The 24,201-nt window shown below is 24.8% G+C and carries 23 protein-coding genes, 4 pseudogenes and 1 riboswitch; of the genes and pseudogenes, 14 read left to right on the forward strand and 13 right to left on the reverse strand.

Annotated elements, in window-relative coordinates; all coding sequences use genetic code 4:
- Positions 1–105 precede the first annotated feature (105 nt).
- Positions 106–1,170: pseudogene (ispG, locus tag SCITRI_RS03420) on the reverse strand (flavodoxin-dependent (E)-4-hydroxy-3-methylbut-2-enyl-diphosphate synthase); the annotation flags it as partial.
- Positions 1,171–1,733: 563 nt separating this feature from the next.
- Between ispG and SCITRI_RS11315 the strand changes: the two are divergent.
- The 4 genes from SCITRI_RS11315 to SCITRI_RS03430 all read left to right on the forward strand — a co-directional run bounded on the left by SCITRI_RS11315 (position 1,734) and on the right by SCITRI_RS03430 (position 5,871).
- The gene (locus SCITRI_RS11315; RefSeq protein ID WP_237238073.1) at positions 1,734–2,102 is read left to right on the forward strand and encodes a hypothetical protein; all 369 of its coding nucleotides are present in this window, start codon (positions 1,734–1,736) and stop codon (positions 2,100–2,102) included.
- 83 nt (positions 2,103–2,185) lie between these two features.
- Entirely contained in the window at positions 2,186–2,716 is a 531-nt protein-coding gene (locus SCITRI_RS11320) for a hypothetical protein (RefSeq protein ID WP_237238075.1), read from the forward strand.
- 74 nt (positions 2,717–2,790) lie between these two features.
- Positions 2,791–3,519, forward strand: coding sequence for a hypothetical protein (locus SCITRI_RS11325; RefSeq protein WP_237238076.1), 729 nt, complete (start codon positions 2,791–2,793; stop codon positions 3,517–3,519).
- 767 nt (positions 3,520–4,286) lie between these two features.
- Positions 4,287–4,386: riboswitch (purine riboswitch) on the forward strand.
- 84 nt (positions 4,387–4,470) lie between these two features.
- The gene (locus tag SCITRI_RS03430; protein ID WP_071937227.1) at positions 4,471–5,871 is read left to right on the forward strand and encodes a BMP family ABC transporter substrate-binding protein; all 1,401 of its coding nucleotides are present in this window, start codon (positions 4,471–4,473) and stop codon (positions 5,869–5,871) included.
- A 250-nt stretch (positions 5,872–6,121) separates the two neighbouring features.
- Here SCITRI_RS03430 and SCITRI_RS03435 read toward each other — a convergent pair whose 3' ends face one another.
- A complete protein-coding gene (locus SCITRI_RS03435; protein ID WP_071937228.1) occupies positions 6,122–6,862 on the reverse strand; it encodes a hypothetical protein in 741 nt (246 codons plus the stop codon).
- A 33-nt stretch (positions 6,863–6,895) separates the two neighbouring features.
- Positions 6,896–7,291: a UPF0236 family transposase-like protein gene (locus SCITRI_RS09885; RefSeq protein WP_157092850.1), complete on the reverse strand. Its 396-nt coding sequence runs from the start codon at positions 7,289–7,291 to the stop codon at positions 6,896–6,898.
- A gap of 2 nt (positions 7,292–7,293) precedes the next feature.
- Between SCITRI_RS09885 and SCITRI_RS03445 the strand changes: the two genes are divergently transcribed.
- Positions 7,294–8,757, forward strand: coding sequence for a hypothetical protein (locus SCITRI_RS03445; RefSeq protein WP_164023981.1), 1,464 nt, complete (start codon positions 7,294–7,296; stop codon positions 8,755–8,757).
- Positions 8,758–9,102: 345 nt separating this feature from the next.
- A complete protein-coding gene (locus SCITRI_RS03450; RefSeq protein ID WP_071937231.1) occupies positions 9,103–9,948 on the forward strand; it encodes a lipoprotein in 846 nt (281 codons plus the stop codon).
- Between the two features lie 125 nt (positions 9,949–10,073).
- Here SCITRI_RS03450 and SCITRI_RS03455 read toward each other — a convergent pair whose 3' ends face one another.
- The 3 genes from SCITRI_RS03455 to SCITRI_RS03465 form a co-directional block, all read right to left on the reverse strand.
- Positions 10,074–10,577 carry a lipoprotein gene (locus SCITRI_RS03455; RefSeq protein WP_071937232.1) on the reverse strand — a complete coding sequence of 168 codons (504 nt, stop codon included), beginning with the start codon at positions 10,575–10,577 and terminating at the stop codon, positions 10,074–10,076.
- Positions 10,578–10,924: 347 nt separating this feature from the next.
- Positions 10,925–11,701, reverse strand: coding sequence for a hypothetical protein (locus tag SCITRI_RS03460; protein WP_071937233.1), 777 nt, complete (start codon positions 11,699–11,701; stop codon positions 10,925–10,927).
- A 69-nt stretch (positions 11,702–11,770) separates the two neighbouring features.
- Positions 11,771–12,601, reverse strand: a complete 831-nt coding sequence (locus tag SCITRI_RS03465) for a hypothetical protein (RefSeq protein ID WP_071937234.1) — start codon at positions 12,599–12,601, stop codon at positions 11,771–11,773.
- A gap of 115 nt (positions 12,602–12,716) precedes the next feature.
- On the opposite strand from SCITRI_RS03465, the gene SCITRI_RS03470 reads away from it, so the two are divergent.
- From SCITRI_RS03470 to nadE, 8 genes are all read left to right on the forward strand, one after another.
- Positions 12,717–13,340: a UPF0236 family transposase-like protein gene (locus tag SCITRI_RS03470; RefSeq protein ID WP_071937235.1), complete on the forward strand. Its 624-nt coding sequence runs from the start codon at positions 12,717–12,719 to the stop codon at positions 13,338–13,340.
- A gap of 217 nt (positions 13,341–13,557) precedes the next feature.
- On the forward strand, positions 13,558–14,028 hold the full coding sequence (locus tag SCITRI_RS03475) for a hypothetical protein (RefSeq protein WP_071937236.1): 471 nt from the start codon (positions 13,558–13,560) through the stop codon (positions 14,026–14,028).
- A 636-nt stretch (positions 14,029–14,664) separates the two neighbouring features.
- On the forward strand, positions 14,665–15,681 hold the full coding sequence (locus tag SCITRI_RS03480; protein WP_071937237.1) for a hypothetical protein: 1,017 nt from the start codon (positions 14,665–14,667) through the stop codon (positions 15,679–15,681).
- A 290-nt stretch (positions 15,682–15,971) separates the two neighbouring features.
- Positions 15,972–16,064: a hypothetical protein gene (locus SCITRI_RS12275; protein WP_334199017.1), complete on the forward strand. Its 93-nt coding sequence runs from the start codon at positions 15,972–15,974 to the stop codon at positions 16,062–16,064.
- Positions 16,065–16,121: 57 nt separating this feature from the next.
- A complete protein-coding gene (locus SCITRI_RS12060) occupies positions 16,122–16,397 on the forward strand; it encodes a tRNA dimethylallyltransferase (protein ID WP_250638257.1) in 276 nt (91 codons plus the stop codon).
- Between the two features lies 1 nt (position 16,398).
- The gene (locus SCITRI_RS12065; protein WP_250638258.1) at positions 16,399–16,884 is read left to right on the forward strand and encodes a tRNA dimethylallyltransferase; all 486 of its coding nucleotides are present in this window, start codon (positions 16,399–16,401) and stop codon (positions 16,882–16,884) included.
- 647 nt (positions 16,885–17,531) lie between these two features.
- Positions 17,532–18,836 carry a GTPase ObgE gene (gene obgE, locus SCITRI_RS03490; RefSeq protein ID WP_071937238.1) on the forward strand — a complete coding sequence of 435 codons (1,305 nt, stop codon included), beginning with the start codon at positions 17,532–17,534 and terminating at the stop codon, positions 18,834–18,836.
- A gap of 2 nt (positions 18,837–18,838) precedes the next feature.
- On the forward strand, positions 18,839–19,588 hold the full coding sequence (gene nadE, locus SCITRI_RS03495) for an NAD(+) synthase (RefSeq protein WP_071937239.1): 750 nt from the start codon (positions 18,839–18,841) through the stop codon (positions 19,586–19,588).
- 191 nt (positions 19,589–19,779) lie between these two features.
- Here the strand turns inward: nadE and SCITRI_RS03500 are convergent.
- From SCITRI_RS03500 to SCITRI_RS03525, 7 genes and pseudogenes are all read right to left on the reverse strand, one after another.
- Positions 19,780–20,903: pseudogene (locus tag SCITRI_RS03500) on the reverse strand (spiroplasma phage ORF1-like family protein); the annotation flags it as partial.
- An 11-nt stretch (positions 20,904–20,914) separates the two neighbouring features.
- Positions 20,915–21,151 carry a hypothetical protein gene (locus SCITRI_RS03505; RefSeq protein WP_071937240.1) on the reverse strand — a complete coding sequence of 79 codons (237 nt, stop codon included), beginning with the start codon at positions 21,149–21,151 and terminating at the stop codon, positions 20,915–20,917.
- A complete protein-coding gene (locus tag SCITRI_RS03510) occupies positions 21,151–21,525 on the reverse strand; it encodes a hypothetical protein (RefSeq protein WP_071937241.1) in 375 nt (124 codons plus the stop codon). Before SCITRI_RS03510 ends, SCITRI_RS03505 begins: the two co-directional genes overlap by 1 nt.
- Positions 21,518–22,530: pseudogene (locus SCITRI_RS12280) on the reverse strand (hypothetical protein). Before SCITRI_RS12280 ends, SCITRI_RS03510 begins: the two are co-directional and overlap by 8 nt.
- Positions 22,530–22,733 (reverse strand): annotated as a pseudogene (locus tag SCITRI_RS12285) (DUF2649 family protein). The pseudogenes SCITRI_RS12280 and SCITRI_RS12285 overlap by 1 nt, the downstream one beginning before the upstream one ends.
- A 152-nt stretch (positions 22,734–22,885) precedes the next feature.
- A complete protein-coding gene (locus SCITRI_RS03520) occupies positions 22,886–23,335 on the reverse strand; it encodes a DUF3627 domain-containing protein (RefSeq protein WP_071937242.1) in 450 nt (149 codons plus the stop codon).
- Positions 23,319–23,669, reverse strand: a complete 351-nt coding sequence (locus SCITRI_RS03525; protein ID WP_071937243.1) for a hypothetical protein — start codon at positions 23,667–23,669, stop codon at positions 23,319–23,321. The genes SCITRI_RS03520 and SCITRI_RS03525 overlap by 17 nt, the downstream gene beginning before the upstream one ends.
- Between the last annotated feature and the right edge of the window lie 532 nt (positions 23,670–24,201).

The following is a 24,201-nucleotide window of genomic DNA, read 5'->3' on the forward strand; positions in this document are numbered from 1 at the left end:
ACAATCATGGTTTTTTGCGGGACAACACATATTCATATCATTCACCTCTATTTTCTTTCCACTTTTTATTTTATCATAAAAGGTTTTATTATTGCTGAATGTTTTTTGTTGTCATTCTTGATAATACTCATCAATTAATAGTTTTAATTCTGGAACAAGTTCTTCTTGTTTACATGATTTATAAATTTTACCTTTTTTAAAAATAATTCCACCATTTTTACCACCAGCAATTCCTAAATCAGCTTGTTTAGCTTCTCCAGGACCATTAACAACACAACCTAAAATAGCAATTTTTAATGGAATTTTTAAAGCTTTTGTATATTCTTCTAGTTCTTTTACAACAGGGAAAAGGTCATATTCTAAACGACCACATGTTGGACAAGCAATCACATCAACAATGTTATCATAAAGCCCTAGTGAATTTAACATTCGTTTAGCAACTTCAACTTCGGCTATTGGATCAGTTGATAAACTAATCCGAATCGTATCACCAATGCCATTAAAAAGGAGCGGTGATAAACCACTACATGATTTAATTGTTCCTGTATGATGGCTGCCAGCTTCAGTAATTCCTAAATGAAGGGGATAATTTCATTCTTGGCTAGCTAAGGTATAAGCTTCAATTGCCATTAATGGTTCAGTTGCTTTTAAAGATAAAATAATATCATAAAAACCAAGGTGCTCTAAAATTTCAATATGACGGCGAGCACTTTCAATCATTGCTTTAGGAGTTCAACCATATTTATTAACAAGATCTAATGGTAAACTACCAGAATTAACCCCAATTCGAATTGGAATCTTTTTTTCAAGACATTTTTCAACAACTTTTTTTGTATTTTCTATACTTCCAATGTTACCTGGATTAATTCTAATTTTACTAATACCAGAATCAGCAGCGATTAAAGCAAATTCATAATTAAAATGGATGTCCGCAACTAATGGGCAAGGAGAACGTTCAACAATTGTTTTTAAGACAGCAGCATCATCTTTTCCTAATACAGCAATTCGAATAATTTCACAACCTTCTTGATATAGTTGATTGATTTGTGTTAAAGTAGATTCAACATCGTGTGTTTTCGTATTAGTCATTGATTGAATAACAACTTTATTTTGGCCGCCAATTTGAACATTACCAACCATTACTTTTCGAGTATTATTTCGTTTATTCATTTTTTTGCACGTCCTTATCTTTTTAATATTTTTGTTATGTTACAGTAAATAATGGTGGGGGAAATTCTAAACACCAGGAGGGTAGTTAAAATTTCACTATAAATAATCAATACTTTATTTATTACAAAATTGTTACATGGAGTCCTTAAAATAATTTCAAGATAATCATACGACTAAATACAAAGAAATACAAGACTAAAATTGCTTTTTCATAATTTGTATTGTTTTGTTCTAATTTCATTTCAATTTTGTTTTAAATTGTAAATTGTGTGAATATAAATCCTTAAATTAATGGTTTTAGGGAATCAATCGCTTAAATAACGATTAATTTCTTCAATAGGTTTTTGCGGATGCTTACCTTTATTACAAAAATAAACCTTTAGGATCAATATATGCTTTATTTTGTTTTCATTCTAAAATTTTTTTTACCTTGCTCAGTAGTTATTTCTTTATTATAAAGGAAATTGCAAAAAATTTGTTTAACTTAATAATAATTTATCTTTTTATGCTATAACATTGTGGAATTAACTATTTACTAATAAAAAGATGAAAGGAAAAAAAGAATGAGAAGAATTTTAAACTTATTAATTAGTACAACTATAATTTTTGGAACTATTCCAAATTTATTGGCAAATAGTTCTTATAATGATGACATAAATAACAAAATAAGAAATAAAGCAAATAAACAAATATTTGAAGATAAGGCAAGAAATTTATATGAGGATGGATTAATAACATTTCAATTAGATGGCAATCAAAAATTAGATTATACAAAACCACTTAATGAATCAATAGAACTCGGTGAAATTAAAGAAAATAAACGAGAAGCAATTTTGCAAGCAATAAAACAAAAATATCCAAGAACAGAAATATCTGAAATGTTTCAAACAATACTTTTTGAGCACATCTTAAGGGTAAAAAAACTTCTATAGTTTATCCACAAAATTTATTAAATAAAAAAGTAATTTTTAAAATAAAAGATCATAACATTAAGAAAAGAACTGCTCCTAAGTCATTGTTAGAATTAGCATCAACAGTTAATATTGGTAATATTGAATGTTTTGATATTGATGAAGAACATATTCGGAATCGTTTAGTGACATTAAATCACTCAATTTTTTCTCGCTCAGATTTTCTTAATGCCTTTGTTTTTTATAACATTGGTCAAACTAGTGCGCGAGGACATTTACGAGATAATATCAGAGTTGGAGAAAGGATAACCGATGTTATCCCTGATAATCTTGATTTTATAATTAATTATAATCCCGTTGTTACTTTATCTAGGGTTATTCCAAATCAAAATTTAGGAACTCTTGAAAATAATTTTTCACATACAATTTTAAGCCAATTACAAGAAGATAATCCTTTAATAAAACAATTGCAATTACATTTAAGGATATCAGATATAAATCAAATCACTGCAAGAATTTATATTGTTAATTCTACAGCCCTATATAATGGAAGGGAGTTTAATATTGACAATGCTGAATCACCCATTGAAGTAAATTTCAGGACAGATCAGATAATTTTACTTTATCTTCTTTAACAACAAATACTAATTTAGGAAAATTACCTAATAATAATGCTGAAACAATTAAACTGGCTTTTCTTCGTCATAATTTGCATATCAAAGAAAGTGATATTAATTTTATTGACCAAATTACTGATATTAGTGCTGTTATTGTTGGAAACTTAGATAAAGTTTATCATGCTCCGACGATACATTTTTCTGATGATACATGGCTTCCGATTGCATCAGATGATGCTAGGATTTTAACTGGTGGAACTATTCTTTATAATTTATTTTCTGATAGAATTATTGTTTCTTTTACATTAAAAAAGACATCCCTTCTTAATAAATTTAAAAAATGATTAACAAGAAACGAAAAACCAACTGCTAATGGCAAATGAACAAGTTTAATAAATAATTTACCTAACGATTATAGTAATAATGATTTAGATAATATTTTGGGATATACTGCACTATCAAAAGAGAAAAAACAAGAAATATGAAATAAAATAAATCAACAGTTTGGTTTAACGACAGTTCACATTGGGAATATTGAAATAAATGATAAGGAGCACATTCTTAATAGCGCATATCTTTTAAACCATTCAATTTTTTCTGATCCAAATTTTAAACAAAATTTTATTTTTGATAAAATTACAAAAGATACTGCAACAGGTCATTTATTAAATAATATTTTTGCAAAAGAAGAATTCTTAAATGATTTTATTACTAATAAGACTACTTTTACATTTAAATTCAATACAAATCAAAGAATAATAAATAATATAAATTTAAATTGAAAAGTAATTGGACCAATAACTGATGATACAAAAGTATAAAGAAACACAATAAATTTAATTAAATGATCAGATTATGCTAATACCTGACAGGAATTTAGAAAAAAATATAAACATATTAAAATTAATAATATTAATTCTTCTGCAGGTGGCCAAGAAACAACAATATCTAATACTAGAACAAATATTAAATTTAATACCGAAAACATTAACCAATATTTAAATTCTGATAAAAATAATTTATCTCTATTAGAATATTCCTATTGTATTTTTATGCCTCTTTTTTATGTAGAACAAAAAGCAATGTTATATATTAAAAATTTATGATTTGAAGGAGAATATTTAAAGATACAAATAGTATCATATACTTTTTCTTTCTTAGTTTTGTATCATGTTTGAACAAATTTGAAAATTGATAAAGTTGAAGTGTATTAAAAATAGTATTTAATATGACTATTAAATGTCGCAATTAAAGTAAAGACGATAATTTAATAGTATTAATAACATTATTTTTTCATTAATTTGTTGCCCTTTATATTACAATTTGCAAATTTAACAAAAATTAAAAATTTATTTAAATATTATTGAATTTTTTTTTTTTGAACTATATAATAATAAATGTCTAGGCAAGTATAAGAATTGTACTTTTATTAAATTAATAATAAACAGCACAAGTTTAGCCCTATCAATATGACCATACTTTGTATTATATTATCTTATACTTCATGGATACCCTAAAAAACAATCTCACCCGGGTTGTTTTTTTTTATTTTAATTGCTTTTTGGTAAAAAAGAAGTTATGATATAAGTATAAAAATAAATTATATATCTGTATATACTAGTAATATGGTCTAGTGTTTCTACGTCTTACCATTGGAAGAAGACGCTATAGGTTAATGCTTTTGCTTTTTAAACATTAACCATTCATTTTAATAAAAGAATCAGGTTAATCTTTTTGTTTTTACAAACATTAAGTAAAAAGGAGCAAAAAATATGAAAAGAATTTTACAAAGTTTAATGATGGTAAGTATCATTGGCACTTCAGTGAGCAGTGTTTTTGCTTGCATAAAAAAATATAATTTTGATAATAGTATTTGGGTTATTACTGACGGGGGAACTATAAATGATCTTGCTTTTAATCAAGCAGCATGAGAAGGAGCAAGTAAATATGTTTTTGCACAAAAAAAACAGACAACTCCGCCACAAGATTGAAAAAATTCAAACTGACGAGCAAGTTACTTTGAATCAGTTAGTCAAACTCCTGGTGATTATAAAAATGCTTATATTACATCTTCAATTGCCGGAGCAAAAACGTTAGTTTTGCCTGGTTTCAACCACGGCAATACTCTTGGTTGAGCAGCGGGACTAGTTGATAATATTATTTATATTGATGGAAGTAGTCAAAATGTCCATCTTAATATGGGCCAGAAGGCACCATTAGCAAAAAATATTATTGGAATTACTTATCAAGCTGAAGCTTCAGGTTTTTATGCGAGTTTAGCAACAAGTATTTATTTAAATGCGCACCAAAACGAATATAATGTGCAATTAAAAGTAGGAAGTTATGGCGGGATGGATAATCCAGTTGCTGTTTCAAATTATATGTGAGGTTTTTTAGTTGGAATTGATTTGTTTAATACCATTATTAATTCTTCAATAAATAGTAAATGAAATAATTTAAAACACAATATATTAAAACAAGTACAAAATATTAATCCAAAAATAACAACTTTGCAATCAATTGTTAAAGTTCAAAATGTTTTAAAGCAAAATGAATCATGATTTTCCCAATCATTTCAAGCTGGAGATGGCAAAATTATTAGTGATGAATTATTAGCACGTGGGGCTCGAATTATTTTTCCAGTTGCTGGCGCACAAGTTCAAGATACAATTAATCAAATTAAAGTTAACAAAGCGAATGCTAAAATAGTCGGTGTTGATACCGAACAATCGAAAATTTATGGCGAAGATTATGTTGTAACTAGTGCTTTAAAACAAATTGCTACTTCAACTTTTGATGCGTTAAAAAATATTTATTCATCAGAATGTGGTTATGATGCACAAAATAATATATGAGATAATACGAAACAGACAAATAATTGTTGAATTAATACTGACCAAACTTCCCTTGACCATCCATCATGAACGGGAATTGAAACAACAAAATGAGTTACACAAGATTTAGTTGATTTTTTACATAATACGACTGATAATCATAGTAAGGATACTTTGTTTGATAAGATGGTAAAAATATTACAGTACGCTTATAAAAGTGGAATTAATAATTATCCCCCAATTTCTGCACAAAATTTTACAAATACTTTACAAAATACATATGAAACACAAACAAAATTAAAAGCATATTTATTAGCAGCAATTGAAAAGGTGTTATAATTTTCTTAAGGTTTATTTATCAACTAATAAATTATTGGTAGTATATATTATTTTGAGGTTTTTAATAAAATTAAGTAATTAGAAACAAATTATGTCTCGCTTATGAATAAATGATAACAAAATTTATAAAAAATTCAACTTTTTTAAAAATTATATTTTTAATTAAATAAAATAATTTTATAAAATTATGAATTTTGACACACTAAAAAGTACTTTTTAAAGTTATTACCAATTTTAAAAAGTTTTTTATTTATAAAGATAAAAATTGATTTTGAGATTGATTTATTTTAAAAATATTAAATTCAACTTTTTCTTTATTTTTATTAATTTTAACTTCATTAATTCTGCTATTAAGTCTTAACATTGAAGCAATTAACATATTATTAAATGTTTCTTTACAATATATTTTTGCACCTCGCCCCTTAACAGCCTTAATATAATGTGAAACATCACCTTCAACATTACAACCAATATTATATTCTAATGCTTGATTTTCAATACCATCTTTATTATTTTTAATTAATTCAATAGTTTCTAATAAAAATTTCTTTTTGCTGTCAATAACATAGGGTAAATGACAAATTAAAAAATCTAATAATGTTTCATAATTTCCAGTAAAAAAATATATACTTGCTAATTTATAATTTAATCTATTAATTTTGTTTCTATTTCTATATGAAAATAAGTCTTTAAATCTTTTTACTAAATGAAATTTATCCAAACTATATGATACAGTGTTATTTTTATAGTTTGTTTTTATAGCTTTGTAAATTTTTTTAATTTGTTTTTCGCCATCACTTAATACTAATATTATAGTATTTTCATTAATATCATAAGTATCCATTAGTTTAAAAATTTTGTCAATAAAATTATTAAAACTAGATTTTTTATTTTTAGTAACATTTTTATCCATTATTTGAAAAACACCTTTTTTCTTTTTAATTACTTTTCTTGTTTTAGTTGATTTTTCTTCATCAATACCAATATGCATAGTTGAAAAAAATATTTTCTTTTCAATTCTTTTTTATTTTCTCGCATAGGAACAAAAGCACCATCAATTTGAAGCACCATCAATTTGAATATATAAAACATTATTGGGAATTTTAATTTTATTGTTATTTTTGTTGCTAATATAGTCAACTTTTTCTAAATCAGCTTTTTTAAAAATATTAGATATTATTTTTTCACTGATATTAGCATTTTCTGTTGTGTGCATAATATCTTTATATCGTTTTCCATCACCCATAAAAGAAATAAATTTATCTTTTAAATTTTTTTCAATTCTTTCATATTTTTTTAATCCTAATTCTTCATCTAAAGGATAACAATTTATATATTTTTTATTTTTTTCATTATATTTAACATATCTTCGTCTTTTTATAGGAATATTTCCATATTCTGTTTTGAATGTTTTTGGTAATTTTGATACTACCTAATACCCACGAAGATACTACTTTTGGAGATACAATTAACGTATGTAACTACTTATATGATAAATATGGTATTGATTTAGGACCCGACAATGAAAATGGCATTGTTTGACCTAAAAATGTTAAAGAAGGTGGAGAAATTGTTTTTCCTAGTGGTGTTCGTATTGCTTTTGCTGGTTATGCAAATGGTAATAAAATTATGGGTAAAGTTGGTAAAGGTAGTGGTATTATAACAGCGTGAACTGATGAAATGATACATGCCGAAGAAAAAGAAATCTTAACTGATAAAGAATTAGATAAAAGATATAATAATTTAAGAGTTTCAATGTTTCGTTCTAAAAGTTTAAAAGTATTTTATGAAAAATACACCGATGAAAATAATAATGAACAATATAATTTAGACAATCCTATTCCTATAAAAGAATTATCTTGGACATTTAAAGAATGAGATAATATAACAAAACAATATACAACAATAACAACATATTTTCATAAAACATATTCTAATCAATTTACTTTTAATCCTTTTAATAAATACCACGTATTTTATGAAAAATTTGTAACCCCATATTTACCTTTAAATGAAAGAATTAAAAATATTTTAAAAGAACATAACCAAATATACTCAGAAAATAAACAAGCATTTAACGGTTTAGGTGTTTTTAATTTACGATTAACAATGGGGGCTGTTTGAAGTAAAATACCTAATATCACTAAAAAACTTGTTTTAACCAACAAAGAAGAACGACCAGACTTATTTGAACTTGAATATTACGGATTTGAATATAACGACAATGACCCCAGTATTTATGTTTTACGAAATTATCGTAAATATATTAAAGAATATAATTTAAAAGATTTTTATAATTCTAATACAAAACAGTATCAATTTGATAGTTATTCAATTGGTGTTGATTATGCTAATGGAAGCGAAGACCATACCGTATTTTTATTTAGTGGATATAAAATTAATGAAAATAACGAGTATGATAAATATTTAATTGAAGAAAATGTTATTACACCAAAAAATGCAATGAATTTAAATGAATTAGTAGAGCATTACGGACAATGAATAATTAATACATTTGATAAATTTGATGGTTTTGAATATGCCACATTTCATTATGATATTAATACCCACGACTTTATGCAAAAATTACAAGAAGATATTTACCCTTATTTAGGTTACAAAATTAAAATGTTTAAAGCCAAAAAACATCAAACATCACTTAATAAAGAAGCGGGAATAATTAATCGTGTGACATGAATACGAAAAATGTTTGTTCAAGGCAAGATATATGGCGTATTAGATAATTTCCCATTTTTAGATAAATGTATTAGTGAATTAAGATTTAGCCATACCAAAACAAATATACCAGATAGTAAAATGTACCACGACCCATATGATGCTTTGTTTTATAGTTCTTATCCATATCGCTTTAAAATGGGATTATAGGTAATAGATTTTTGGCCGAGCGGTTGACTTTCTTAAATTATTGTGATAAAATGACCTACAAGTTAAAAAATTTTTGAAGTTCTTTCAAACAAATTTGGGAACCTTTATAAAATTCTTCGCTTAACGCTTAGAATTTTTCCCAAGTACTTTGAAAAGCGCGGCAAAAGTTTTTTAAACTTTAAGTTATTTTTCACAAAATTCTAGAAAGTCTCCGCGAGGCCAGATTGACCCTCTGCATATAATAAATTAAATAACTTCCTTTCAAAAAAATTAAATAACGCTTTGTATATATACAAGTATGTTAAAACAATTATATAAAAAAGTTTAACGAAAGGAATTATTATAATGAAAAAGATATTAAGTATTTTAGGAACAATGACTCTAATTGGAACAAGTGCAACAAGTTTACCTGCTTGTAATACACCACAATATAACGAAGATGAATTACAACAACTAAAACAAGAAAACCAAATAAATACTGCTAACCAAGAAATTAAAAACAATTTAGAATGAATAGCACCCCAAGAAAAACCATTTAATAAGGTTGATAATAAATATTATTTTGTAATATGGTATGATGATATAAATAATAGTTGAAAAATTATTAAATTTTTAAATAATAATATATATAAAAAAATATATGAAGATAATAATTTTGTAATTCGTAAATCTTCAAAAGGTGATATTGGTGCTGGTATTGTTCTTAATAAAATAAAAGGCGGGCAAGAAACAGGATATAAAATTTGACCGGATAATGATTATTTTAAGGGAGTTTATCTTTGAAATAATGATAGTAAACCAAATACACGGTTTATATCACCTAAAACAGGACAAATTACAGATTGAAATTTAAAACAACAAAATAATATTAAAATCATTGATAAAATTAAAGTAACTGCTAAAAACAAAGATATTTCAGAAAATAAAATTTATCAATTAGAAGCAAATTATTTTAATTGATTATCAATAACAAACGAAATAGAAACAAACAATATTCCTTCTTTAATTCCTGCTGAAATTAAATTGTCCGATGGAGAATATGGTAAGTATTTAACTAATTTAATTGTTTCTAATAACAAAATAGAAGATTATTTAAATTATTTTTCGCAATGATATAGATTATTTTATTCTAAGGAGGTTTGAATGAGTATTGTTAAAAAATTAGTTGTAGATAAGATAATATTAAAGTAACTTTTTATAGCCATCAAAAACTATTTAATTTAAATCAAATTGAAATATCTGGTATTTGAGGATATGGAAACTATGATATTACAATTTATACAGAAAAAGAACAAATTAATATTAATAATTTTTAATTATTCATTAACTTTTACATTACCATCAGTATCAATAATTAAATCAGGTTCTTTTGTATCTAAATTTCAACGATAAACTGATTTAAAATAATCATTATCCGGTCAAATTTTATATCCTGTTTCTTGCCCGCCTTTTATTTTATTAAGAACAATACCAGCACCAATATCACCTTTTGAAGATTTACGAATTACAAAATTATTATCTTCATATATTTTTTTATATATATTATTATTTAAAAATTTAATAATTTTTCAACTATTATTTATATCATCATACCATATTACAAAATAATATTTATTATCAACCTTATTAAATGGTTTTTCTTGGGGTGCTATTCATTCTAAATTGTTTTTAATTTCTTGGTTAGCAGTATTTATTTTGTTTTCTTCTTTTATTTTTGTTAATTCTTCTTCGCTATATTGTGGTGTATTACAAGCAGCTAAACTTGTTGCACTTGTTCCAATTAGAGTCATTGTTCCTAAAATACTTAATATCTTTTTCATTATAATAATTCCTTTCGTTAAACTTTTTTATATAATTGTTTTAACATACTTGTATATATATACAAAGCGTTATTTAATTTTTTTGAAAGGAAGTTATTTAATTTATTATATGCAGAGGGTCAATCTGGCCTCGCGGAGACTTTCTAGAATTTTGTGAAAAATAACTTAAAGTTTAAAAAACTTTTGCCGCGCTTTTCAAAGTACTTGGGAAAAATTCTAAGCGTTAAGCGAAGAATTTTATAAAGGTTCCCAAATTTGTTTGAAAGAACTTCAAAAATTTTTTAACTTGTAGGTCATTTTATCACAATAATTTAAGAAAGTCAACCGCTCGGCCAAAAATCTATTACCTATAATCCCATTTTAAAGCGATATGGATAAGAACTATAAAACAAAGCATCATATGGGTCGTGGTACATTTTACTATCTGGTATATTTGTTTTGGTATGGCTAAATCTTAATTCACTAATACATTTATCTAAAAATGGGAAATTATCTAATACGCCATATATCTTGCCTTGAACAAACATTTTTCGTATTCATGTCACACGATTAATTATTCCCGCTTCTTTATTAAGTGATGTTTGATTTTTTTTGGCTTTAAACATTTTAATTTTGTAACCTAAATAAGGGTAAATATCTTCTTGTAATTTTTGCATAAAGTCGTGGGTATTAATATCATAATGAAATGTGGCATATTCAAAACCATCAAATTTATCAAATGTATTAATTATTCATTGTCCGTAATGCTCTACTAATTCATTTAAATTCATTGCATTTTTTGGTGTAATAACATTTTCTTCAATTAAATATTTATCATACTCGTTATTTTCATTAATTTTATATCCACTAAATAAAAATACGGTATGGTCTTCGCTTCCATTAGCATAATCAACACCAATTGAATAACTATCAAATTGATACTGTTTTGTATTAGAATTATAAAAATCTTTTAAATTATATTCTTTAATATATTTACGATAATTTCGTAAAACATAAATACTGGGGTCATTGTCGTTATATTCAAATCCGTAGTATTCAAGTTCAAATAAATCTGGTCGTTCTTCTTTGTTGGTTAAAACAAGTTTTTTATTAATATTAGGTATTTTATTTCAAACAGCCCCCATTGTTAATTGTAAATTAAAAACACCTAAACCATTAAATGCTTGTTTATTTTCTGAGTATATTTGGTTATGTTATTTTAAAATAGTTTTAATTCTTTCATTTAAGGGTAAATACGGTGTTACAAATTTTTCATAAAATACGTGGTATTTATCAAAAGGATTAAAAGTAAATTGATTAGAATATGTTTTATGAAAATATGTTGTTATTGTTGTGTATTGTTTTGTTATACTATTTCATTCTTTAAATGCCCAAGATAATTCTTTTATAGGAATAGGATTGTCTAAATTATATTGTTCATTATTATTTTCATCGGTGTATTTTTCGTAAGACACTTTTAAACTTTTAGAACGAAACATTGAAACTCTTAAATTATTATATCTTTTATCTAATATAATGCCGCTAACTTTACCAACTTTACCCATAATTTTATTACCATTAGCATAACCAGCAAAAGCAATACGAACACCACTAGGAAAAACAATTTCTCCACCTTCTTTAACACTTTTAGGCCAAACAATACCATTATCATTATCTGGTCCTAAATCAATGTTATATTTATCATATAAATAATTACATACGTTAATTGTATCTCCAAAAGTAGTATCTTCGTGGGTATTAGCATATCTTCGTAAAATATTAGATGAAGCATCAGTAAAATTACAAGCATAAAATAATTTTTCTGCCATATGATTTCATGTTTTATTAGTACCACGACCAGCAGAAACAAACTTAAAAAAACTTGGTGAAGTAAAATAACGGGCATAACTATCCCCGACAAAGTCTTTAAATACTTCTCAGTCAAAACCAAAATTATAGTCACTAAAATTTAAGTCATATTTTTTATTTAAATGTTCATAACTAGTAATTCGTTTTTTATTATTAATTTTAGTAAAGTCTTGCATTTTTTAGATATCCTCGCTTTCAAATTATGATAAAATAATAAAACTTATCAAATATCAAATTAAGTATTATTAATATCATATTAAAAATATTTTTTAAAGATAGGGAAATAATAAGATGGAGTTAAAACAAAATTTGTTAGGAAATTATAAAGAAAATAAAACAATCGAGACACAAAATGAAGTTAAAAATTTATTAATTAATAGAGATAATGAGATATTTGAATTATATCAACAAGGACAAATATTACAAGGATATAAGGTAGTATCAAAATTACCAAAAACAATTAAAACAGAATATGGAAATATTCCTATAAAAAGACGAAGATATGTTAAATATGATGAAAAAAATAAAAAATATATAAATCGTTATCCTTTAGATGAAGAATTAGGATTAAAAAAATATGAAAGAATTGAAAAAAATTTAAAAGATAAATATATTTCTTTTATGGGTGATGGAAAGCGATATAAAGATATTATGCACACAACAGAAAATGCTAATATCAGTGAAAAAATAATATCTAATATTTTTAAAAAAGCTGATTTAGAAAAAGTTGACTATATTAGCAACAAAAATAACAATAAAATTAAAATTCCCAATAATGTTTTATATATTCAAATTGATGGTGCTTTTGTTCCTATGCGAGAAAATAAAAAAAGAATTGAAAAGAAAATATTTTTTTTCAACTATGCATATTGGTATTGATGGCGAAAAATCAACTGAAACAAGAAAAGTAATTAAAAAGAAAAAAGGTGTTTTTCAAATAATGGATAAAAATACTAATAAAAATGAAAAATCTAGTTTTAATAATTTTATTGACAAAATTTTTAAACTAATGGATACTTATGATATTAATTAAAATAGTATAATATTAGTATTAAGTGATGGCGAAAAACAAATTAAAAAAATTTACAAAGCTATAAAAACAAAATATAAAAATAATACTGTATCATATAGTTTGGATAAATTTCATTTAGTAAAAAGATTTAAAGGCTTATTTTCATATAGAAATAGAAACAAAATTCATAGATTAAAATATAAATTAGCAAAAATATATTTTTTTACTGGAAATTATGAAGCATTATTAGATTTTTTAATTTGTCATTTACCCTATGTTATTGACAGCAAAAAGAAATTTTTATTAGAAACTATTGAATTAATTAAAAATAATAAAGATGGGATTGAAAACCAAGCATTAGAATATAATATTGGCTGTCATGTTGAAGGTGATGTATCGCATTATATTAAGGCTGTCAAGGGGCGAGGTGCAAAAATATATTGTAAAGAAACATTTAATAATATGTTAATTGCTTCAATGTTAAGACTTAATAGCAGAATTAATGAAGTTAAAATTAATAAAAATAAAGAAAAAATTGAATTTAATATTTTTAAATTAAATCAATCTCAAAAGCAATTTTTATCTTTATAAATAAAAAACTTTTTAAAATTAGTAATAACTTTAAAAAGTACTTTTTAGTGTGTCAAAATTCATAATTTTATAAAATTATTTATTCAATTAAAAATATAATTTTTAAAAAAGTTGAATTTTTTATAAATTTTGTTATCATTTATTCATAAGCGAGACATAATTTGTTTCTAATTACTTAATTTTATTAAAAACCTCAAAATAATATATACTACCTAATAATGTAATAAATGATAAACTCCGACAGTGTTTAAATTGAATAAGTTCAAAAGAAATGTTTTTGCAGAATATATAAACAATAAATATTTAAAAATGTATATTAAATTATAAAATATGTCATTAAAATAATAAAATATGTATTTATTAATTAAAATTAATAAATTATTTTTTAGTTTGTTTAAATATTGATAAAATAATTAATTTTTTTAAATTTATGGTTGATTTTTGTAATTTTTATTATATTATTTAATTAACAAAGATTTGTTGCACTTCATTTTACATAATTCATTTTTATAAAATATGTTATTATTTAATTAATAGATTTGTTGCATTTGCATTTACAATTTACAAAATAATATATTATTATTTGTAATTACACAATACCAAACGTGAAATTCTTGGTAAAGGAGATAAATAGGAATGAAAAAATTGTTCAGTGTCTTTGCTGCAATTAGCATCTTAGCTGCTCCGGTAACATACATAATTGGATGTAATCCAATCCCTGATTTACCTTATATTTCAGATAATCAAATTTCAGAAAATACTAAAAAAACTATTAATAAGCTTGTTTTGGGTGAAAATAGTAAGGTTGCTACATTATTCGATTATAATCTTGATACATGAGTAAAACCAACCTTTTTTCCAAAAGAAAATATTATGAATATTAATATTGAGAACAAAGATATTTTAAAACAAATGCAACGAACTATGTCGCAATTACAAAAAATTCATAGCGAAGAAAATTTATCAAAAGATAGTTTAGAATATATGAAAAAAAGTTTACTATCATCAAAAGATTTAAGAAGTCAGCCTTGACCAACCGTTGTTGAGAAATATAATTGATATTTAGATCAAAAAAGTAAAAATAAAACAGTAACGGATTTAGAAACTTTAGTATCTTATTATGATAATCCAATTTCAGAAAAATCAGATTTATATAACAAAAAACGTTGATTATATGTTGACCAACTTCGCAGCGAAAATGTAAAAGATTGATTTAAAGATGCGCATTCATGAACCTTAAATCCTAATAGTAAGAATTATGATGAGGAGACAAAATTTGATCAAGGAATTTTTTATCATGTTTTACTTAATGCTTACTTACAAAAAGTGCAAACAAATTATGATGTTCAATTAAAAAATATTTGAAAGGAATATAGCACTGAAGATGATAAGGAAAATATTCAAAATATTATTAGTCCTGATATTGCAGGAATTACTTTAACTTTTACGGTCTGAGATCCTGAAAAATGAACTAAACATTTTGTTGATGCACATCCTGTTGTTAATAGTAATGAGAATCTTTTTGAAAATTTACCAATTTTACCAATTGAACAAAAAATTGGAGTTAAATTAGTTGTTGCAAATATTTATGGAACAGTTTCTAGTTATTTAATTGGAAGTTTTGTAATTTCTAATTTATTAGGAATTGAATAAACTAGATTTGTTATTTTTGCTAAAAAGAAATAAAATGTGATAAAATGTAATCGTCCGCAAGGACATTTTTCTATGTTTATTATAACGTTAAGGTGTGTTTGGGGTTATTAACCGCTATATAAATCAGTAACTCTATACCCAAGCACTTAAAGCGGTTCAGGGTTATCTTAAAAATAAATGAAAGGCTAACAGTTGAATGTTAGTTTTTTAATTTGAAAAAAATAAATTATCCGATAAAATTTATAAAGAGATGAGTGAGGTTTTGATGGTAGCGAAAAAAAGTTATTTTAATTGTTGTACCAACAGGAAGTGGTAAAACTGCTTTATCAATTAAAATCGCTCAGCGTTTTAATGGCGAATGTATTAATGCTGATGCAACCTAAATTTTTAATGGGTTAAATCTTGCAACAAATAAAGTAACACCATCTGAACAAGCTGGAATTCCATACCATTTATTATCAACAATTGATTTAAATGATAATTATTCCATTAAGATGTACCAACAGCAGGGACGAAAAATATTAGCCCAATTATGAAGTAAAAATAAAATTCCAATTGTTGTTGTTGGTAGTGGGTTATATATTAATGCACTATTAAAGAATTACCAATTTTCTGATCAGGGTTGTGATTTATTAAAAACAAAGGAATATGAACATGTCTCAAATTATGCTTTATGAGAAAAATTAGCAACAAATTGATTCACAAGAGAGTACTAAAATTCATCCTAATAACCGAAAACGAGTTTGGCGGGCATTAGAATATTATTTACAAACAGGAATATTAAAATCAAGTAATGATCATCACCGAAATGAATGATATATTGAACCATATATTATTGGGTTATTACCAGATAAAGCAGAACTGCATCAATATTTATTTGATCGGGTGTTACGGTTAACAGAGCAAGGTTTATTTGCTGAAGTTGAAGCAGCATATAAATATTGTAATTATGATTTAACAAAGCAAAGTATGAAAATTATTGGTTGTTCAGAAATTATTCGTTATTTAAAAGGTGAGCTTTCATATGAAGCAACATTAGCAGCAATGGTTCAAGCTAATAAAGTTTATGCTAAAAAACAAATCACATGGTTTAAACACCAATTAACAAATGTGCATTGATATTCATTTTCCTATTCACAGTTTGATAATCTTTGCCAGAAAATTATTGTTGAATTAAAAAATAGTAACTATTTAAAATTATAATTTATTTTTAAAAACATTCCTTAAAAAACAATATTAATTGTTTTTTTCTTTTTTAAGGATTAAATAACTCCTAAAATATTTAAATTTTGTTATAATGTAATGTGTCCAAATATAAAAACTATTTAAGAATTAAAGAAAAAAATTTAAAGTAAGTTTCTTTACTTATCAAAATAAATTTATATAACTTAATTAATAAATTTTTTAAATATAAGGAGGATTAGTGCAAAAAATTATTATAAGATACTAAAAGTATCTTCTACTACTAATTTTGAAAAAATAAAAAATACAGAAACTAAATTTTATGAAATTCCATTAGCATATAACATTTTATCAAATCCAACCAAAAGAAAAGAATATGATAAAAATAACTTTTTATCTCCTGTTGATGCTTCACCATTTACTGATTTTACAATTTTTAATAATAAGTTATAAAAAATTAGAGATTATTAAGTTAAGAAACGCAAAGATAACATTTTAGGTTTAAATTATTTTGTTCAAAATGTTAATGAGTTCAGATGGTATGAAATTTCAAAAACAATTGTTCTGTTGGTTTTAACAGTGTTGAACAGGGGAGGGTGTCAAATTAATTCTTAAATAGTTTATTAAGTGCACTGAATGATGATGATACAACGAGAAAAGGGTATATAATGAAATTTATTGATGTCGCAACAATTAAATTATTTGCAGGAAAAGGCGGTGATGGTGCCGTTGCTTTTCATCGTGAGTTATATGTTCCAAAAGGAGGCCCTTCGGGCGGTGATGGTGGTAATGGTGGAAGCATTATTTTTGTTGGCGATGAAGGGATGAATACATTACTTGATTTAAAATATCAAAGAGAAATTAAAGCAGTTGATGGTGAAAATGGAAGCATTAAAAATATGCATGGTAAAAATGCTGCTAATAAGTATATTAAAGTTCCGTTAGGTACTTTAATTTATAATAATAAAACAAATGAAATTATTGGCGATATTACTACTCATCAGCAAGAAATTGTCTTAGTAAAAGGTGGCCAAGGTGGTCGTGGCAACGCTCGTTTTGCTAATTCTAAAAATAAAGCGCCAACTATCTTTGAAGCTGGTGATTTAGGCGAAACATTAGAGATTCGTTGTGAATTAAAAGTTTTAGCTGATGTTGGTTTAGTCGGTTTACCTAATGCTGGTAAATCAACTTTATTAGCAAAAATTTCAAAAGCTAAACCGCAAATAGCTGATTATCCATTTACAACATTAACCCCGCAATTAGGAGTTGTACAAGATCAAAACCATCATAGTTTTGTTGTTGCGGATTTACCAGGATTAATTGCTGGCGCAGCAGCAGGTAAGGGGCTAGGCCATGATTTCTTACGGCATATTGAACGTTGTAAATTGATTGTTCATGTCTTAGATATGTCAGGAAATTATGGAACAGAAGATGTTTATCAAAATTATTTAAATGTTAAAACAGAATTAAAAAAATACAATTATAAATTGGAACTACGACCAGAAATTATTGTAGCAAATAAAATGGATCTTGATATTGCAGCAAAAAATTTAATTAAATTTAAAACCCAAATTCCAACTGCCGAAATTATTGAAGTTAGTGGTTTAATGAATCAAAATTTATCATTGTTAATAAATCACATTGGAACAGTTCTGACAAAAATTAAGGATAATAAAGCATTATGGCAATTAGACGAACCAGTATCAACGGAAGAAGATTATAAAGTATATAAATATACCACGCCAATTGAAGAAGAGGTGGAAGTTGTTAATCTTGGCAATGGTGTTTGAAAAGTATCGGGAGCAGCGATTTATCAAGCTTATCATAAAACACCAATTAAAACTTATGATAATTTATTATTATTTAATAAAAAATTACAAGATTTAAAAGTTTTTGAAAAGTTACGAGCAAAAGGAGCAAAAGCAGGAGATATTGTTCGCATTTTTGATTACGAATTAGAATGGGATGGATAATAATGAAAGAATTAAACCAATATTTAAGTTATTTAGTAAAATGAATTAAATCAGAAGTGACAAAAGTCCACTGCCAAGGGGTTATTGTCGGTTTATCAGGTGGAATTGATTCGGCTGTTGTTAGTTTATTAGCAAAACAAGCTTTTCCTGAGCAACATTTAACAGTTATAATGCCTTGTCATTCTGACTATTTTGATCAAGAATGTGCACAGTTGTTAGTTAATAATCATCAATTAAAAAATAATCTTGTTGATTTAACAGGAACATATGATAATTTAATTGCAACATTAGCTTTGCCACCTCATCAATTAGCATTCGCTAATATAAAGCCACGGTTACGAATGACAACCTTATATGCTTTAGCACAAAGTCACAATTATATGGTTTTAGGAACGGATAATGCTGATGAATGACATGTCGGATATTTTACTAAATATGGTGATGGTGCTGCTGATTTAGTCCCTATTATTCATTTACTAAAATCGGAAGTTCAGCAAGCAGCACAATTATTAGGTGTGCCAACAGCAATTATTTCACGCCCACCAACAGCGGGATTATGAGCTAGTCAAACTGATGAAAAAGAATTAGGGTTTACTTATCAACAATTAGATTATTATTTACAAGGAAAATCAGTTCCAACAGAGATTGCACAACGAATTAAACAATTAAATCAAAGTTCTGAACATAAACGACATTTACCTAAAGCACCACCAAATATTTTTAGTTCGTTAATTTCTGTTAGTAAAGATTAAAATTGTTTTGCAATTAGTTTTGTAAAACTTTTTTAACTAGCATTAATGTGTTTATATTTTTGATATGTGATAAGATCAATTATATATAAAAAAATAAAAAGGAGCAATCTATATGAAAAAATGACTTAGCATAATAATAGTAACAATCGGATTAACCGCAACAAGCACAACAACATTAATCAGTTGTAAAAAAACTTAAAATTAAAACTTAAATCATCATTATTAATATTATTTAACTCTAAACTACCAGAAATAATTAAATTTGCTTCATCAACAGTTAAAATCATCCGATAAATTGCTTTTTTAATATTTTTAACATCCAATTCATCAACCATCTCAAAATCAAAAATTATCCGCTTTGCACCAACCTTATTCGGATTTTCATAATCCGCACTACCACCTTGCTGAACTCTAATATTTTCTTGCAAAACAGAATATAAAGATAAATCAATAAATTCTTTTACGCGAGTTTGTTGATAACTATTTCAGTCAGTAATTTCACCAGTGTTTTTGTCAATAGTTGGTAATTGTGGTTCACCAACGCCATCTCAACGATATAGTGAATTAATATAAACATATCAACGATTATTAATTCTATGTCCTCTATGTTCTCCAACTTTTCAAATTAGCTCATTTGAAAAATTAAATTTTATAATAGAAAAATTATCACTTTGCATTTGTTTAGCAATTAAAATATATCATTTATTATTTTTTTCATTATTTTCTTTTACAAAATTATCTCTATCAATTAATTTTCAATTATCTACTTTTAACTTAACTCTTGGATAATGATTTTCTTTATAGCGGTCAACATTTTCCACAATTTCTTTCGATACATTAAACATCTTATATTTTACAGCAAAGGCATAAATAAAATCAGTTAAATCATCCAAAAAATCCTCCCTTTTAACATCATAAAATTTTTCAACCATATACCTATTTTTTAAACTATGTCATTGTTGATAATAACCCAAAAATACTTCATCTGGTTTATCATAAACAACTCCGGTGGAATAACTATCTTGTAAAAAATCTAAATACCATTTATCATTAAACGATAATTTTTTTGATGTTTTTAAAGTTGGATTAATAAAATAATTTGTTTCCGACCAATTTTCAAAAAAACTACTGCGTAAAAACATAGTATTAATAAAATCAATTTCATTAATACCTTTATTATTACTATATATTCTCTTGTTTAAGCGTATAATTCTCCTCATTTAAGGGTCTAAACGCCGTTAAAGTAATAAATGGAATAACCAAACCCAAAAAAAGTTAAAATAAATATGGCAAATAAAGATAACGATTTTTTCATAAACTCAACTCCTAACTATAAAATGTTTTTGAAACAATAAACCCAATAATATATAAACTTGATATTGTTAACATTAACGGATGACTAAATAAAATTGCCATTCTACCAAATAATCAAATCAACCAATTATCAGAATTATATAAATCCATAATAATATTTTTTGCCGATGTAAATTGATTAATAATAACAGTAATAAAACCAGTTCCAAATATCGCAATCGCCGCCACCAATAAAACTAATTTAATCATTACTTTTTATCTCCTTTAAATTTAGTAATTCTAATATTTTTTGTTTGATATCTAATACTTTGTCGTTTAAGTTCTTTTTTAACTTGCTGCTTATTACTATTCTGATAAACATTTTTACCAACATTAATACCTTTTCGTACAGTTGACGAATATACTTGCGAAACACCATTATTAACTGTCGAACCTAAATTATTATATTGTATTGCTGTCCCGTGAATTGCATAAATAGATAATTTAATAACCATAAAAAAGATTAAAAAATAAGCAATCGATGTATTTGCCATAGGTAATTTTGTATTTCAAATTACATCAAAAACAAAACTAAAAATCTTATCTCAATTACTATTATTATTTTCAACTAATAAATTAATCATCATTACCATTTCCTTTCTCTTTTTTAGGTTTTAAATTTTTTTTCAAAATATCAATATCAAACAATTCTAATCGTTCTTTAACACTTAACTTTGTAATTTCTGACCAATAATATTCTTTTTTATTAACAATTTCGTCATTCTTTAAATCACGCACAAACTTTAACCATTGACTATCATACTTATTAGCGAATTCAAGGGGAATAATTATTTTAAAAAACCAAATTCCTAACCCAACATCTGACTTATGTTTTGCTCTTTTACCTTCTGCTGTTCGTTCTACTGATTTTGTTTTTCAAATTTAATAATTCGTTATATCTTGGAAAATCTCAATTCGCATAATAAAGAAACGATTAAAAAAATTAAATCCTTTTTTATCAACGGGTTTTTTCAATGAAATTGGAATAATAACCCCACTTGCTAACTGGCGAATATTATTTCAAATTATACCCTCACGCTGAGCAGTAAACAATGCACGATTACCAAAATGTCTCGCTAAAACAATTCACGGTATTTTACCACTATGAACTTTTTTCTCATCATGAGGACTAGTTCCATCAATATACAAATAACTTTCATCAAATAAAATAACACTATCATCTGGGGGACCGGTTTTGTTCTATCGGTAAAATCTAAATTTTTAAATGTTAAAACTTTAACTTTATCATCTTCTAACGGATAATTACTATAAATTTCATCTGTCAATAATTTCATAGTTTGCGACAAATAAGTTAAAAGTAATGTTTTACCAGTTCCTAACTTACCAATAATTACCGATAACGGATTATCTCAAACAAAATTTACTAACCGAAAAGCATTTAACTGATAAAAAATATTTTTTCACAATCATCACACAAAATATACACATTGCAAAGCAAATAATATTCAAAATACTAAACCAACACAATGCAAAGAAATTATTCAAAGTAATAAATCAATTAAACTAAACAAAAACATTGAACCAATAATATAACAATAGTTTTTAAAGAAAAATATAAACTTTTTCATTATTTAAAATACCCAACTATTTTAAAAACCATTCACAAGAAAAACCAAGTTAAAAACAAAATCACAATTCAAACACCAACCATCAAAGTTAAATATTCATTTTACGTTAAATTTCACATTGTAATACTTTAAACATTCGTTTTATCTATAAACAAAGATATATGAATAAAAAACTCTTTTAATTTAATTCAATCATTTTGCATTTTTAAAAACTCCACATTTTTTGAATAAGTTTAAAAAACATTCCAAAAAACAAAACAATAAATAACACAAAGGATATAACATATAAAAAATCAGGGGCATTTGAACCAATAATATAACTAACAAATTAAACTAAATAATCATATAAACTCATTTAATTTAAGTCTTTCAAATCATTAATTAATTCTTGTTCTTTTTCAGCACTTCAATTTGTTAAATTATTATTGTTATTATTTGTTTTTACTTTTTTAGTTTCACTTGAAAATAATGCTTCTTTCATTTTAGTAAAATAATTTTGTTTATATTGATTATATAAATTGATTAATTCTGTTCCAGTTAAACTCTTTCAAATATTACGCTTTAAATTTTCATCATATTTTACAATAGGGTAAGAATTATCATAAATCAAACCGATTGCTACTTGTTCCGAATGTTTTTCACTCGGATAAATAAACTTATTACTCAATCAAAAACCAATATGACGATTATGATTAGGTAAATTAATAAAACTTGCTTTATCTGTTGTAAAAGGGATAAATTCCTTACTAATAAAATAATTTTCTATATTCTGATTTTTCTTAACAAAATTACTCAATTTTATCATCTACACTTCTTAGCATTTTACCTTCTCCTAATTTTCCAACTATATTTTCTAACGGTAATAATTGTTTCTTAAATACTGTAACTTTAAATTCCTTAACTTCTGATATATGCTCCATAATTACAAATGGTAAAAGTACAACAAAAAGCATTAAACAGAAAAAATACCCTAAAATACCAATAATATCTCCTACATTTAAAGACCAAATTATAAAAACACTACAAAAACCAAAAAAAATTAATATATCAAAATAAATAGAACCAAAAACAAAGTTTGTAATAATAAAATCTCTCTTTAATTCTTTATATTCCTTAGTTGTTTTAAATTTCATATCCATAATATAGTCTCCTAACTAAATATTTGTTTAATAAACAATGTTATAAATAATTCTAATATATTGTTTATTTAATGTTTAATAAACATTGTTAAATATAAAAATAATAAAAATTGGCACACTGAAAAATACTATTTAATTTTTAACAATAGTTATTAAAATATAAAATCATAAGTTTATAATTAAGTTGATATTATTATGGTTTTCTGTCTGTATAAATTATTTTAAATAGAAAGAAGAAATAAAATATCGAAGAAATAATAAATTCATTTTTCTATTTAATAAATTCATTTTTTACAAATGTGATACCATCTATTTTTTGATTATCATGAATGGTATCACCAATTAAAACAATTATTTCACTAATAATAATTTTAATAATTAATAATTTTAATAATAACTTTTAAATTTATTATTTGAATTTTTAATAAATTAATAAATTTATAAATATTTTTATACAGAGAGAAAACCATAATAATACCTTAAATATAATTAAGTTGATATTTTTACACTACATACTGCCTACAAGTTTTTA

It is taken from the genome of Spiroplasma citri, from assembly GCF_001886855.1.
GTDB classification, from domain to species: Bacteria; Bacillota_I; Bacilli_A; order Mycoplasmatales; family Mycoplasmataceae; genus Spiroplasma; species Spiroplasma citri.